Origin of the sequence: Nocardia sp. CA-145437 (assembly GCF_050956485.1) — a bacterium.
Lineage (GTDB): Bacteria > Actinomycetota > Actinomycetes > Mycobacteriales > Mycobacteriaceae > Nocardia.
Genome location: NZ_CP191204.1, coordinates 3,789,748 through 3,803,709, shown reverse-complemented (window position 1 = coordinate 3,803,709; position 13,962 = coordinate 3,789,748). Strand labels below are relative to the sequence as shown.

Here is a 13,962-nt window from a genome sequence, read left to right as displayed (position 1 = left end):
CCGGGCACGGGATTCGTCGTGCCCGGCGTGGGCGGCCACGGCGGGGCGGGACAGGCCCCACCGGCGCTTGCCCTCCCCCTGCGCTCCCACGGTGAAACGGATCGGTTTCGACGCTCGCATAATCGGCCCCGCTCTCTCGGACACGGCTACCGCAGCCACCCGGTGGCAGCTGGGTAGCAATGCTCAGAAGAACCCCATCGTCCCATCGGAAACTGAAACCCGGGGGTTGCCTGCGAATTTCAGTTCGGCAACGGTGCGCCGTTGGGCGTGGTCAGGTCAGTGGCAGCCCGTGTTCGAGCGCCTCGGCGGGCGCGCTCGTGTAGCGGGCGGCCTGATAGTGGTAGTCGTGGTTGGCGCGCACGTAGACGGTGTAATTCGCGGCGGTGGCGAGGGCGTCGGCGCGTTCGCGGCCGGTGATGCCGGCATCGTCGAGCTCGGTGGGCAGGCGCTCGACCGCGTCGGTCATGCGCGCCACGCACTCGGACAGCATGCCGTTCACCAGTTGCCGGGCCTGAGCTCGATCGTGGCCGTGGTGATACTGGGCCAGCAGCACCGAGTTGTACAGGTAGCCGGACGCCTCGTCGGAGGCGACCGACAGCACGTCGTTGAACAGGCCCATGTGCTCGACGGCCGCGGCGCGCAGACTGCGCATGGCGGGCAGGTGCCGGGTCGCGGGGCTCAGGTCGACGCCTTCGGCGCGCTCGCTGATATCGAGAAACACGAACAGCGCCACGCCGTCTCGCCGATGCGCGCGGTAGTCCTCGAGGTCGGGCAGATTGCCGGAGAGCCGTCCCACGCTCTCGGCGTAGTAGGTCCACAGCCAGTCCCGGATCTCGCCGCGTACGCTCTCGCGCCATGCCGGGGACCGACCCTGGCACAAGCGTTTCCACAGGTCGGCGAACGCGATCGCGAGCACTCCGGACGGCTTGTCGATACCGTCCAGTACGGCTTCGATGGCGAGGATCGCCGCCAAACACCGCTGCGGCTCGGGGATTTCGATATCGAACTGGTCATCCACGATGAAGGCCCACGCGGTGTACTGGCTCAGCAGTGTGAGCTCCTCGGCGTTCGCGCGCGGGCACCACAGCGCGTACATACGGGCCGGTCGGGTCCGTTCCATGCGCCGCCGAGTGGGCTCGGTCGGCACCAGCGAGTAGGCTTCCAGCCAGGCCCACATTCCCGCTTCCGCCTGCGGCTCCGCGGGATTGAGCCCCGCCGGTTCGAACGGCATGAAGACTTCGAGCGCTTCCATACGAAACTGCCTACCCCCCAACTATTTACTGAGTAGATCGTAACGATAACGGCATTTCGGACGTTTGCACTCGCATCTGGAATCCCAGTCATTAGGAATCTGCGGGCCATCCGACCCGGCGCGGCCCTCGTGCGGTCCGTTTCCGCTAGTCGGCCGTGGCGTCGCGGACCCCGGTGATCCGCCGCAGCCCCTCCGCGAGTTCGCTTCCGCTGGGCGCGGTCTCGCCGTCGATCAGCGATTGTGCGGCGATCCCGATCAGCAGCGCTTGATACAGCGCGCCGACCGACCGTCCGGCCTCGTCCCCCTCGTCGCCCTCGAACAACCGGGCCAGTCCCGCCCGGGCGTCCTCGGTCCGCTCCGCCAGCTGAGCCCGGGTTTCCGGATGCGAGAGCGCGTCGAAGGTCGCGGCCCAGAGCCCGCGATCGGCGGTCACCGATGCGCGAATGGCGTCCCAGTGGGAGGCGAAGCGCCGCAGGGGATCCGGACTCGGTTCCGCCGCCGCCACCGTCCGTGCCAACCGGTCTCCCCACTCCTCGGTGGCCTCTGCCAGCGCGGCCGTGAGCAGCGCTTCCTTGGACCCGAAGTGATAGCCGATGGCGGCCATGCTGACCCCCGAGGCGGTCGCGATATCGCGCACGGTGGTGCGGGCATAGCCCTTGTCGAACAGGCACTGGCGCGCGCCGGCGAGCAGATCCTCACGGTTTCCCATGCCCACACTCTAGCGCAAATGCCTGAGACAAATGTCTTGCGCGTTTGCCCAAATCGGATCTATGGTCGAGATATGCGGCAGACGAGCACCAAGAACGTCCTGATCTCCGGCGCGAGCATCGCGGGCCCCGCCCTCGCGTTCTGGCTGCGGCGCTACGGATTCGAACCGACCGTGGTCGAGAAGGCCCCGGCGCTGCGTCCGGGCGGCCAGGCCATCGATGTCCTGGGCAGCGCCACCGAGGTGGTCCGGCGCATGGGTCTGCTCGAGCAGGTGCACGCTCGCAGTACCGGAAAGCGCGGCACTTCCTATGTCGATGCCGGGGGAAAGGCTCGTGCCTCCATCTCCAGCGAGGTGTTCAATGGCGTCGGGGCCAATGGCGACACCGAGATTCAGCGCGGCGATCTGGCCGAGGTTCTCTACGAGGCGACCCGCGAGAATGTGGAATACCTCTTCGGCGACTCCATCGCCGCGTTGCGTGAGGGCGAATCAGGCGTGCACGTGACGCTCGAGAACTCCCCCGCCCGCACCTTCGATCTGGTCATCGGCGCGGACGGCGTCCACTCCCACACCCGCACGCTGGTTTTCGGCCCGGAATCGGAATTCCTCCGCCACATGGGCTACTACATCTCGATCTTCACGACGCCGAATCTGCTGAGTCTGGATCACTGGGAACTGGACCACAACACCCCCGGAAAGATCGCGGGGTCCTACAGCGCCCGCGAGAACACCGAGGCCAAAGCGATTTTCGCGTGGGCGTCCGATCCCCTCGACTACGACTACCGCGACACCGACGCCCAACGACGCATCCTCACCGAGACGTTCGCCGACCAGGGCTGGGAGGTGCCGCGCCTGCTCGCGGAACTGCCGAACGCCCAGGACTTCTACTTCGACGCCATGGCGCAGATCCGTATGGACCGGTGGTCTAAGGGCCGGATCGCGCTGGTCGGCGACGCCGGATACTGCGCGTCCCCGCTGTCCGGCCAGGGCGCGGACCTGTCGCTGGTCGGGGCGTATGTGCTGGCCGGTGAGTTGGCCGCGGCCACAGGCGATCACCGCGTCGCCTTCGACCGCTACGAGACACGGATGCGGCCGATGGTGGACGCCTGCCAGAAATTCGCGGAGGGCGTGGGCGGCTGGTACGCCCCGAACAGCAAGGCGATGATCGCCTTCCGCAACCTGAACGTGCGCCTGCTCCCTTACCTGCCTTGGCGCGGACTGATCGGCGGCGCTCCGCAGAAGGTGGCGCGGACAATTACGGTCGAGGACTACCGGATCGGCGACCCCGCCGCCTGACCTGCACCCGGATCGCGCCGCTTGTGGCGTGCTTTGCGGGCGACCGGCCGGCCCGAACGAGATCAATGGCATCCCCTCGTCTTTCGGAAATGGCAAGATCAACGACGACCCTGGGCGTACGGTGGCGCACCGTCCCTGAAGAGTTATCGGCCATACCCGGAGGCAGCATGTTGTCCCTGCAGGAGATTTCGGATCGCATGGAAATAGAGGACCTCATGGTCCGCTATTCCCACGCCGTGGACACCCACCAGTGGGACATGCTGGACGAGATCTTCACCCCGGACGCCCACATCGATTACACCGCCATGGGCGGTCCGGCCGGTGACGTGGAATCCACCAAGAAGTTCCTCGCCACGGTCATGCCCAACTTCTCGGCGTTCCAACACATGATCAGCAATTCGTCCATCCGGGTCGAGGGTGACAACGCCACCGCGCGCACCATGTGTCACAACCCGATGATGGTCGGCGCCGCCGACGGCGAACGGCGGCTCATGCTGTGCGGCCTCTGGTACCACGACACCTTCGTGCGGGTCGGCGGCGAGTGGCGGATCAAGCAGCGCGTCGAGGAGAAGAGCTACATGTTCGTCGCCCCGGACGCGGTGCCGCCCACCAGCTGATCGAACAGGTCGCGATAGCCGCGCAGCGCCGTGCGCAGTGCCTCGGTATCGGCGGCTTCGCCGCGCGCCCACTCGCTTTCGAGTTGCTCACGGCGGCGCGAGCACTGATCGGTGAGCTGCTCGAGCGCGTCGCCCACGAGCGCGTCCGCGCGGGTCACGGCGTCCTTGGGATCGTCGACGAACCCGGCCTGGATATCGCGCCACTGATCGCGCAGCCGCCCGGGGTCACCGTCGCCGTGGGAACGGCCGTCGCCGTGGAGGTCTTCGCGCTCGGCGGACTCGGTGGCCGGGACGTCCTCGCGCGGGTGTGGATTCATGATCATCTCAATGCCTCACTTCTGGTGGTCGGAGGTGCCGTGGTGATCGCCGCCGACCAGTTCGGCGAACACCTCGCGGTAGTCGACGATGGCCACGCGCATGTCCTCGGTGGACGCCTCGCCGTGTCCGGCACGCGCGGCGATCTCGTGGGCGGCGCGGAACCGGCCCAGGGGGCGTGAGTGTTCCACCGACAGGTCCGCCACTTGTTGGTCATAGTTCTCGTTCGGGTAGCCGCGGTCGGTCATCGCCTTCGTGACGAGGCGGTCGGCGGCGTCGAGCGCCCCGCCGGGGTCGTCGATGAACTGTTCCTGGATGTGGGTCCAGGCCGCGTCGTAGCGCTGCTTCTCCTCGGGCGACAGATCCCGCAGATCCAGTTCTTCGTGGCGTTTTTCGCGGTCTGTCAGCTCCTGCTCGGCGTCCTTGCGGTTCGGCGCCGCTGCCACGGTGCGGTCGTATTCGGGTCCGAACCGACGCTGCAGCCGTCGGCTGCGTCTGCGCGGCCCGAGCACCGCCGCGATCACCAACACCACGATCACCGCCGCGGCGACGATCACTGCGATCCATGCTCCGCTCGACATTTGATCCTCCTGGTCGAGTCCGTATCCCCGTTGGCGTAATGCCTCGAAATCGGCACTTCAAACCCGGTGGGTCGCCACCGGCGAAGGATGCGAAGCGACGCCGGACGATTTACTCCGCGGACTGCGGCGAATGCGGCCCGCACGGTGCGACCGCGCGCCATCATGGGATATCGCTCGGTCCGGAGGCACCCCGAGGAGTTTGCGCCATGACACAGCTGCCCGCCGCGTCGCATCAGCGTGCGGAGTTGGAGAAGGCCTGGGAGCGGTGGACCACGTCCACCCCCGGCTGTCCGCCCGCCGCCCAGGTGGCGCTGCGCGGTGAAGTGGCCGCGTCGTGGGAGCGGTCGCTGCGCACGGTGGATCCGACACGGGCCGTGGCCCCGGGAACCGACCGCGACGAATTGGGTTCGCGTTGGGCCGAATCGCCGCTGCGCACCCCGGTCACCGAGATGGCGGGTGAGCTGCGGGCGTTGACCGAGGACTCGGGCATGATCGCGGTGGTCACCGACGAGGCCGGGACCGTGCTCTTCAGTTGTGGCGACCGCTCGGTGCGGCGGCGGGCCGAATCGGTGAACCTCGCCCCCGGCGGCTGCTGGGACGAGCCCTACATGGGCACCAGCGGCATCGCGCTGTCCCTGCACAGCGGCCGCCCCTCCCAGGTGTGGGCCGCCGAGCATCTGGTCGAGGCATTGCACGGCTGGGTCTGCTACTGCGCGCCGATCCGCGCCGCCGACGGTCGCCAATTGGGCGTGCTCGATCTATCGACGTACTGGGACCGCTCGCATCCGCTGATCCTCACCACCGTCCGAGCCCTGGTGACCGCCATCGAATCCCGAGTGCACGCCGAACAGCAACGCCCCGCGGCCACACCCCGCCTCGAAGCGCTGGGTGTCCCCCGGTTGTACCAGCAGGGCCGCCAGGTGCCGATGCGGCCGCGGCAACTCGAGATCCTGACCCTGCTGGCGCTCGAGCCCGAGGGCTTCACGCCGGAACGCTTGCACGAGGCCGTCTATGGCGGCCGGTCGGTGTCGTCGAGCACGCTCAAATCCGACGTCTCCCGGCTGCGTGCCGCCACCGACGGCCGCATCGCCGACCGCCGGTACATGCTCACCGAACCCCTCGCCTGCGACGCCGTCGAACTGCTGGCCGCGCTCGAGGCGGGCGACCTGACCACGGCCGTGCGGCTGTATCGCGGTCCGCTGCTGCCGGATTCGGATGTCCCGGGCATCGTGCAGTGGCGCGAGCACCTCGACGTCTGCCTGCGCACAGCCGTACTGGCCGACCACAATCCCGAGCACGCCCTGCGTTTCGGTCAGCGCTGCCCCGACGACATCGAGATCCACGAGCACGCCCTGCGGCTGCTCCCCCACGGCGACAGCCGCCGGGCCCTGGCGGCCGCGCGGTTGCACACCGCGCTGCGCTAGGCCACACACGCATCGCATGCAAGGTTGCACAGCGTGCCTAGCATCCGAATTGTCCGTTACCGCAGCCGATTCCGCAGGTACCGACGCGGCAACGTTTCGCCAACCCCGCGCCAACCTCCCGCCAACCTTCGCGGTTCATAGTGGCCCCCGTCACCGCAGATAATGCGATCAGGAGCCGCGCCATGATCTACGCCAAGCCCGGCACAGAGGGCAGCATCATCAGCTTCAACCGCCGCTACGACAACTTCATCGGCGGCGAGTGGAAAGCGCCGATCGAGGGCCGATACTTCGAGAATCCCTCCCCGATCGACGGCGAGACCTTTTGTGAAGTGGCGCGTTCCAGCGCGGCGGACATCGACATGGCCCTGGAGGTCGCGCACCGGGCGGCCGAAACCTGGGGTGCCACCTCGGTGACGGATCGTGCCAACATCCTCAACAAGATCGCCGACCGGATCGAGGCGAACCTGGAGCGCCTCGCCGTCGCCGAAACCTGGGAGAACGGCAAGCCGGTCCGCGAAACCCTCGCCGCCGACCTGCCTTTGACGGTCGACCACTTCCGCTACTTCGCCGGCGCGGTCCGCGCGCAGGAGGGTCACCTCTCCCAGATCGACGCCGACACCGTCGCCTATCACTTCCAGGAACCCCTGGGCGTGGTCGGGCAGATCATCCCGTGGAACTTCCCGATCCTGATGGCCGCCTGGAAGCTGGCGCCCGCGCTGGCCGCCGGCAACTGTGTCGTCATCAAACCCGCCGAGCAGACGCCCGCCTCGCTGCTGCTGGTGATCGAGCTCATCGCGGACCTGCTGCCGCCGGGAGTCGTCAACGTGGTCAACGGTTTCGGCGTGGAGGCGGGCAAGCCGCTGGCGTCGAGCCCGCGCGTGGCCAAGATCGCCTTCACCGGCGAGACCACCACCGGGCGGCTGATCATGCAGTACGCCAGCGAGAACATCATCCCGGTGACCCTCGAGCTGGGCGGCAAGAGCCCCAATATCTTCTTCCCCGACGTGCTTTCGGCCGACGACGACTTCCTGGACAAGGCCGTCGAGGGTTTCGTGATGTTCGCGCTGAACCAGGGCGAAGTGTGCACCTGCCCGTCCCGGGCGCTCATCCATTCGTCGATCTACGACGAGTTCATGGCCCGCTGCATCGAGCGGACCAAGGCCATCAAGGGCGGCAATCCGCTCGACGACGCGACCATGATCGGCGCGCAGGCCAGTAACGACCAGTACGAAAAGATCCTCTCCTACATCGATATCGGCCGTCAGGAGGGCGCGAAAGTGCTCACCGGCGGCGAGATGCGCAAGGTGGAGGGTTTCCCCAATGGGTACTACATCGAGCCGACGATCTTCGAGGGCCGCAATGACATGCGGATCTTCCAGGAGGAGATCTTCGGACCGGTGGTAGCGGTGGCCCGCTTCGACAACGAGGTCGAAGCGGTAACCATCGCCAACGACACGCTCTACGGCCTCGGCGCCGGCGTGTGGAGCCGCGACGGCGGCATCGCCTACCGGGTGGGCCGGGCGCTGAAAGCCGGTCGGGTGTGGACGAACTGCTATCACGCCTATCCCGCGCACGCGGCGTTCGGCGGCTACAAGAAGTCCGGCATCGGCCGCGAGAACCATCGCATGATGCTCGACCACTACCAGCAGACGAAAAACCTGCTCGTGTCGTACTCGCCGAAGAAACTCGGATTCTTCTGAACCGGGGGGCGATATGACGGCGGGTCCGGTATCCCGGGTGACCATCACCGAGGCCGCGGCGGCGGTGCTGCAACGGCTCATCGACCACAACGGCCCGGTGATGTTCCACCAGTCGGGCGGCTGCTGCGATGGCAGCTCCCCGATGTGCTATCCCCTGGGCGAGTTCCGGGTGGGCGCGGCCGATGTACTGCTCGGCCGCGTCTTCCCGGACACATCGTTCTGGATGAGCGCCGACCAATTCGAATATTGGCGCCACACCCACCTCACCGTCGACGTGGTCCCCGGCCGCGGCGGCGGTTTCTCCCTCGAAGCGCCCGAGGGTGTCCGATTCGTCATCCGGTCACGCCTGTTCACCGATGCCGAGACAGCGGTGCTGGAAGCGGCTCCTGCCCCGCTCCGCGGCAACGAACTGGCCGGATGAAGGAGGGTGGCGCGGCCGGTTTCTCCGGGTCGGCCGCGCCACCGTACAGCCCGCGAATCCGCTAGCGCGCCTTTCGGCCGACGCCGAGCCACGCGGTCGTGGACAGGGCCGAGCCGGGCTCGTAGTGCTCGCGCAGATACTCGATCATGACGCGTTCCCGCTCCGCCCAGGTGGCCTTGTCCGTGCGCCGCCTTGTCGCCTGCAACGGCGCGCTGCCTCGGGTCAGCCGGTCCCACATCTGCTCGGCGCTGTCGTAGCGGAACGATTCGGTGTGCGGGCGCAGGGTTACCTCGGTGAAGCCTGCCGCGTGCAGTTCGCGTTGGAAGGCGATCGGATTCTCCAGGCTGTCCGGATTCGGCTGGGGCGCGGAGAATCCCGGAATCCCGGTCTGGAAGGCCTCGAACAGCAGGGTCATCAGCGGCGAGTCCGCGATCGGAGCCCAGCTCGACACCACGGCGGTGCCGCCGGGCCGCAGCACCCGGCGCAGTTCGGCGAAGCCCGCCGCGCGGTCCGGGAAGAACATGAGCCCGAATATCGAGAAGGCCGCGTCGAAGGTGTTGGTGGCGTAGCGCAATCGCTGGCCGTCGCTGACGCCGGTCAGCACGTTCCCGATTCCGGCCCGCATGATCGTGCCGCGCAATCGCCGGATCATCTCTGTCGAGAAGTCGACCGCGACGACCTCGGCGACCCGGGGTGCGGCCTGCAGGGCCAGCACGCCGGGGCCGGTGGCCACATCGATGATCCGCGACCGGGCGGTCAGTCCGCCCAGCTCGAGCGCGCGAATCGCGAAGGGACGCATCATGTCCGACACGACCTCGGCATAGCCCGCGGCAACGTCGTCCCATGCGCCCGGCGCGGCCAGTGGATTCTCCGCCATTCGACCAACCTTCCGACGAGTACAGTGTACGCACACCGGAAGGTTGGTCTAACGGCACCTCAGCGGCCGGGCAGGAAGCGGAGGCTGCGGGCGATGGTCATCAGGAAAGGCTGCCACTTGTCCTGGGGGACGAAGGGCGGGGCGTCCAGGTTGAGGAATCGGGTGACCACGATGGACTGGGGTTCGGTGAACTTCAGGAGGCCGTCGGGGCCGTGGCGGCGGCCGACGCCGGAGATGCCCATGCCGCCCATGGGAGCGCCCGTGGTGCCCCAGGCGGGGGCGTAGCCCTCGTCGACATTGACTGTGCCCGCGTGCAATTGCCCGGCGATGTGCTCGCCCTCGGCCTTGCTGCCCGCCCAGACGCTGGCATTGAGGCCGTACTCGGTGTCGTTCGCGCGGGTGATGGCCTCGTCGACCGAGTCCACCGGGTAGATGGAGACCAGGGGGCCGAAGGTCTCGTTGCGACCGCACTCCATCGCGTCGGTGACTTCGGACAGCACCGTCGGCTCGAAGAACAGCGGGCCCAGGTCGGGGCGGGCGTTGCCGCCCGCGAGCACCTTCGCGCCCTTGGAGACCGCGTCGGCGACGTGCTTGGTGACCGTCTCCAGCTGTGATTCGGAGATCAGGCTGCCGATATCCTTCGAGAAGTCGTACGCCGCACCGAGTTTCGCGGCCCGCGCCGCGGCGGTGAACTTCTCGGTGAACTTCTCGGCGACCGCGCGCTCGACGTACATGCGCTCGATGGAGATGCACAGCTGGCCCGCGTTGGAGAAGCAGGCACGGACCGCGGCCTTGGCGGCCTTGTCCAGGTCGGCGCCCCGCGTGATGATCATCGGGTTCTTGCCGCCCAGTTCGGCGGAGAAGCCGATGAGGCGGCGTCCGCACTGCTCGGCCAGGGTGCGACCGGTGGCGGAGGAGCCGGTGAACATCAGGTAGTCGCAGTCGTCGACGATGGCCGTGCCGACCACCGTGCCAGGACCGGTGACCACGGCGAACAGATCCGCGGGCAGCCCGGCCCGGGCGAACAGCTCGGCATTGGCCAGCGCCGAGTACGGGGTCTGGCTGTCGGGCTTGACCACCACCGCGTTCCCGGCCAGCAGCGCCGGAATCGAGTCGCCGACCGCGAGCAGCATCGGGTAGTTCCACGGCGCGATCACGCCGACCACGCCTTTGGGCACCGGGCGCACCGAGGCCCGGTTCAGGACCGGGAACGCGCCCGGCACGCTCTGGGCCGCCAGCAGTTTCGGCGCGACCCGGGAGAAGTAGCGGGCCGCGAGGAACAGGCCCATCACCTCCTCCTGTGCCGCCCAGCGCGCCTTGCCGGTCTCGGCCTGGATGACGTCCATCAGGTATTCGCGGTTCTCGATCACCAGCGCGCGGTAGCGGTCCAGCACCTCGGCCCGCTGCTGGGGGGTGCGCGCGGCCCAGTCCGCCTGGGCGGCACGGGCTTTGGCGATGGCGGTGGCGACATCGGCGGCGGTGCCGACCGGCACCTCGCCCAGGGTGTCACCGGTGAACACCTCGGTGATCGCTCTGGTCGCGTGGTCCTGCGTGGTATCCACGGCCGCGAACGAGCGCAGCCGTTCGAACACCGCGGCAGCCGGCACCGGCATCATCGCCTCCTACTTGCGAGTAACTTTGGGATACACACAATCTACCCCCTGACCTCGGCGCGGGGCCCGGACTGGGAAATCTGGCGATTGCCACAAAATTGCCAGTTCACCCAGCGATCCGAGAGTAATGTTCTCGGCGGGGTGCCCTTTTCGAAGGAGTGCCCACAATGACCAAGTTCGTTCAGACGATCGAGTTCACGACCACTCACATCGATGAGTTCAACGAGAAACTCGACGCGTGGCTGACCGCGACGGCGGGCAAGCGCACGGCCGTCCGCGGCCTCGAGGCCAAGGATCGCGATCACCCGAACACCTATATGCAGATGGTCGAGTTCCCCTCCTACGAAGAGGCGATGAAGAACTCCGACCTGCCCGAGACCACCCGCTTCGCCGAGGAGATCGCCGCACTGTGCGACGGTCCGGCGGTCTTCCACAACCTGGATCTGCTGCGCGAGGACAATATGGCCGACGGCCAGGGGCGCAGTATGGTCGTGCGCAGCCTCGACAGTCCGGACGAAACCCGCCCCTTCGAGGCGGGAATGGGTCGGATGGACCTGATCGAGACGCCGTTCGGCGCGCTCGGCCGCGCGGTCTTCGAACCGGGCTGGCGCTGGTCCACCCACGTCAAGCCGATCGCCGGCACCGACACCTGCCAGGCCATGCACGTCGGCTACTGCATCTCGGGCCGGCTGCGGATCCGGATGGACGACGGGGCGGAATCCGAGCTCGGCCCCGGCGACTACCTGTTCTGCCCGGCCGGTCACGACGCCTGGGTCCTCGGCGACGAGCCGTGCGTGATGCTCGATTGGGCCGGTGCGGCCCAGTACGCGAAACGCACCTGAGGGACAAGCCCATCGGCGGCCGCCCGGCCGCGGGCACATGCGGCACTCCGTCTTGGACGGAGTGCCGCATTTATTTTGTCCGTATTGCCGGAATTCCAGCATTTTGCTGCGAATTCTGTAACCGATCGTGATCGGCCGGCGAAGAAATAGCCAGTACTACCCCGGGCAGGGAATCTCCCGCCGGTGAAGGCAGCACCGGCGGGTCGGGCCCCGATCCCGCGCACGTACGAGGGGTGCGTGCGCGGGATCACCGAAAGACATGCGGCCCAACCCTATTCGTTCACCAGCACCGGGATCGACAGTACCGCCGCCGAGACCGGAGCGTCGGCCGGAGCCGACACGATGGTGAACGGAATGCCGTTCACGCTGGGCACGTGCGGCCCGCCGCCGGTGGGTTCCTCGTCGGCGTGCTGGAACATCCCCGTACCGACCAGTCGGCCATTGGCGTCGTAGAACGCCGCACTCACCTCCAGCGCCAGCACATCGCTGACATCGGAGGTGATCGCCAGAGTGCCACGCACGGAAGACCCTTCGAGCCGGGTGCCGCTCAGTCGCACCCGATCGGTGAACGGCCCGGCCGCCAGCCGCACCTCCCCCGCCGGGATCGCGAGCGTCGCGGCCGGGGGCTCGGTCGTGCGCGGGGCGGCCACCGGAGCGGCCGCGGGTGCCGGGGTCGCGGGCTGCGGCGCGGAGGAACATCCCGTGCCCAGGCCCGCCACCGCCAGCAGGCCCGCGATCACCGCTCCGGTTCGCCGTGTCACGGCAGCAGCGCCTTGTGCATCTTGGTGTACAGCGAGGTGTTGTCCTGGCTGGTCGCGAACACCTGCGCACCCGGGCCGTAGGCGTAGATCTGCACATCGGCGCCGGTGTGGTTGCCCGAGAGGTAGGTCAGCCACAGGCTTGCCTCGGGCGTGCCGTCCTTCACCTCGGCCGGGTCGTCGGGGGTGCGGAAGGTGGCGGGGGCGAAGTTGCGCGGATCCTGTTGTCCCGCACCGTTGACCAGGCCGGGCGAGCGGACCGGGTCCTTGACGTTGTCCTTGCCGTCACGGCCGGGCTTGCTGTTGTTGGCCGGGTTGGTGGCGTCCACGTTCGTCGGCGGCGCCACGGCCTCGGCGTTGGTGAAGGTGTTCTTCTCGATGATGTTGAAGCCCGCGCACTCGTGGTCCGCGGTCACGATCACCATGGTGTGACCGTCCTTCTTCGCGAAGTCCATGGCCGCGGCGACCGCGTCGTCGAACGCCTTGACCTCGTCGAGGGTCTGGGCGGCGTCGTTGGCGTGCGAGCGCTTGTCGATGAGGGCGCCCTCGATCTGGAGCAGGAAGCCCTTGCCCTTGCGCGCCGACAACAGGTCGATCGCCTTGGTGGTCATGTCCTTCAGCGTCGGTTCCTGCTTCTGCGGAGCCGAATCCGGCAGCGCGTTGCGGGCATTGGTGACGGTCAGGTTCCCGCGGTTGAACAGGCCGATCACCTTCTGCGCGGTCACCGACTTCAGGTCGGCGGCGGTGGCCACCTTCTGGCTCTCGGCGGTCTGCGCCTTCAGCGCGGGATCACCCATGGAGCCCAGCACCTGATAGCCGTTGTCCAGCAAGGCCTTCTGGTCATCGGGCTCGAAGCGGGCCAGGCCGCCGCCGAAGATGACGTCGGCGGTGTTGTTGCGCGCGATCTGCTCCGCGATCGGGGTGACCAGCGTCTTGTCCGCCGGCTGCGCCTCGTAGCTGCCGTCGGCCTTCTTGGGCAGGCAGGTCGAATCGCTGAAGGTCGGGCCCTGGCAGCCGCGCAGCAGCGCGTGGCTGAACATGCCCGCCGGGGTGGCGTCGGTGATCTCGGCGGTGCTGACATTGCCGGTCGCGAAGCCCGCGGCCTTGGCCTGCTCCATGAGCGTCGGCACCGACTTGCCGAAGGCGTCCACGCCGATGGCGGCGTTGTAGGTCTTCACACCCGACGACCACGCGGTGGCCGCGGACGCGGAGTCGGTCACCAGCGACGGCTTGGCGCTGTTCGGCTCCACGGCGTAGGTCGCGACCGCGCCCACATACGGCAGCTTCTCGAGCTGCAACTGCCCGCCCGCGCCCTCGAACCGCTGGCGCGCGGCGGTGACATGGGTGCGCCCCATACCGTCACCGAGCAGGTAGATGATGTTGTGGACCTCGTTGTCGCCCTTGCTGTCCGACCCGCATCCGGCCACCAGCGTCGCGGCCGACATCGCGGCGGTCGCCGTCGCCATCGCGACCCACCACGCGCGTTTCCTGTGCTGCACTTCGTCTCCTCCGTCGTCGCGTCCCCGAGGTCCGGCGGCGCGGCTCATGTCCCGGGCGCGG

At 68.0% G+C, this 13,962-nt stretch carries 14 protein-coding genes; 6 read left to right on the top strand and 8 right to left on the bottom strand.

From position 1 onward, the window contains the following. Positions 1-271: 271 nt before the first annotated feature. Complete coding sequence (locus ACQPYY_RS17815; protein WP_433590223.1) at positions 272-1,252, bottom strand: terpene synthase family protein; 981 nt, start codon at positions 1,250-1,252, stop codon at positions 272-274. 145 nt (positions 1,253-1,397) lie between these two features. Then, positions 1,398-1,961, bottom strand: coding sequence for a TetR/AcrR family transcriptional regulator (locus tag ACQPYY_RS17810; protein ID WP_433590222.1), 564 nt, complete (start codon positions 1,959-1,961; stop codon positions 1,398-1,400). Positions 1,962-2,033: 72 nt separating this feature from the next. On the opposite strand from ACQPYY_RS17810, the gene ACQPYY_RS17805 reads away from it, so the two are divergent. Both ACQPYY_RS17805 and ACQPYY_RS17800 read left to right on the top strand, forming a co-directional pair. Then, positions 2,034-3,254, top strand: coding sequence for an FAD-dependent monooxygenase (locus ACQPYY_RS17805; protein WP_433590221.1), 1,221 nt, complete (start codon positions 2,034-2,036; stop codon positions 3,252-3,254). A gap of 167 nt (positions 3,255-3,421) precedes the next feature. Continuing rightward, on the top strand, positions 3,422-3,871 hold the full coding sequence (locus tag ACQPYY_RS17800; protein ID WP_379099636.1) for a nuclear transport factor 2 family protein: 450 nt from the start codon (positions 3,422-3,424) through the stop codon (positions 3,869-3,871). On the opposite strand, the gene ACQPYY_RS17795 is transcribed toward ACQPYY_RS17800, so the two are convergent. Then, positions 3,829-4,194, bottom strand: coding sequence for a hypothetical protein (locus tag ACQPYY_RS17795; protein ID WP_433590220.1), 366 nt, complete (start codon positions 4,192-4,194; stop codon positions 3,829-3,831). The genes ACQPYY_RS17800 and ACQPYY_RS17795 overlap by 43 nt on opposite strands. Before the next feature lie 9 nt (positions 4,195-4,203). Further along, positions 4,204-4,767 (bottom strand): hypothetical protein, encoded by a 564-nt coding sequence (locus ACQPYY_RS17790; protein WP_379099630.1) that lies wholly within the window; start codon positions 4,765-4,767, stop codon positions 4,204-4,206. Positions 4,768-4,973: 206 nt separating this feature from the next. Here ACQPYY_RS17790 and ACQPYY_RS17785 point away from each other — a divergent pair, with 206 nt between their 5' ends. The 3 genes from ACQPYY_RS17785 to ACQPYY_RS17775 all read left to right on the top strand — a co-directional run bounded on the left by ACQPYY_RS17785 (position 4,974) and on the right by ACQPYY_RS17775 (position 8,312). After that, positions 4,974-6,191: a transcriptional regulator gene (locus tag ACQPYY_RS17785; RefSeq protein ID WP_433590219.1), complete on the top strand. Its 1,218-nt coding sequence runs from the start codon at positions 4,974-4,976 to the stop codon at positions 6,189-6,191. Positions 6,192-6,373: 182 nt separating this feature from the next. After that, positions 6,374-7,891, top strand: coding sequence for an acetaldehyde dehydrogenase ExaC (gene exaC, locus ACQPYY_RS17780; RefSeq protein ID WP_379099625.1), 1,518 nt, complete (start codon positions 6,374-6,376; stop codon positions 7,889-7,891). A gap of 13 nt (positions 7,892-7,904) precedes the next feature. Next, on the top strand, positions 7,905-8,312 hold the full coding sequence (locus ACQPYY_RS17775; protein ID WP_357276401.1) for a DUF779 domain-containing protein: 408 nt from the start codon (positions 7,905-7,907) through the stop codon (positions 8,310-8,312). Positions 8,313-8,373: 61 nt separating this feature from the next. On the opposite strand, the gene ACQPYY_RS17770 is transcribed toward ACQPYY_RS17775, so the two are convergent. Together ACQPYY_RS17770 and ACQPYY_RS17765 are read right to left on the bottom strand one after the other, a co-directional pair. Further along, positions 8,374-9,189 carry a class I SAM-dependent methyltransferase gene (locus ACQPYY_RS17770; protein WP_433590218.1) on the bottom strand — a complete coding sequence of 272 codons (816 nt, stop codon included), beginning with the start codon at positions 9,187-9,189 and terminating at the stop codon, positions 8,374-8,376. 59 nt (positions 9,190-9,248) lie between these two features. Continuing rightward, entirely contained in the window at positions 9,249-10,802 is a 1,554-nt protein-coding gene (locus ACQPYY_RS17765) for a succinic semialdehyde dehydrogenase (protein WP_433590217.1), read from the bottom strand. A gap of 167 nt (positions 10,803-10,969) precedes the next feature. Between ACQPYY_RS17765 and ACQPYY_RS17760 the strand changes: the two genes are divergently transcribed. Next, positions 10,970-11,644 (top strand): cupin domain-containing protein, encoded by a 675-nt coding sequence (locus ACQPYY_RS17760; protein WP_379099617.1) that lies wholly within the window; start codon positions 10,970-10,972, stop codon positions 11,642-11,644. Positions 11,645-11,916: 272 nt separating this feature from the next. Here the strand turns inward: ACQPYY_RS17760 and ACQPYY_RS17755 are convergent, their stop codons facing one another. Together ACQPYY_RS17755 and ACQPYY_RS17750 are read right to left on the bottom strand one after the other, a co-directional pair. After that, positions 11,917-12,405, bottom strand: coding sequence for a hypothetical protein (locus ACQPYY_RS17755; RefSeq protein ID WP_379099614.1), 489 nt, complete (start codon positions 12,403-12,405; stop codon positions 11,917-11,919). Then, positions 12,402-13,901, bottom strand: coding sequence for an alkaline phosphatase (locus tag ACQPYY_RS17750; RefSeq protein WP_433590216.1), 1,500 nt, complete (start codon positions 13,899-13,901; stop codon positions 12,402-12,404). Before ACQPYY_RS17750 ends, ACQPYY_RS17755 begins: the two co-directional genes overlap by 4 nt. Between the last annotated feature and the right edge of the window lie 61 nt (positions 13,902-13,962).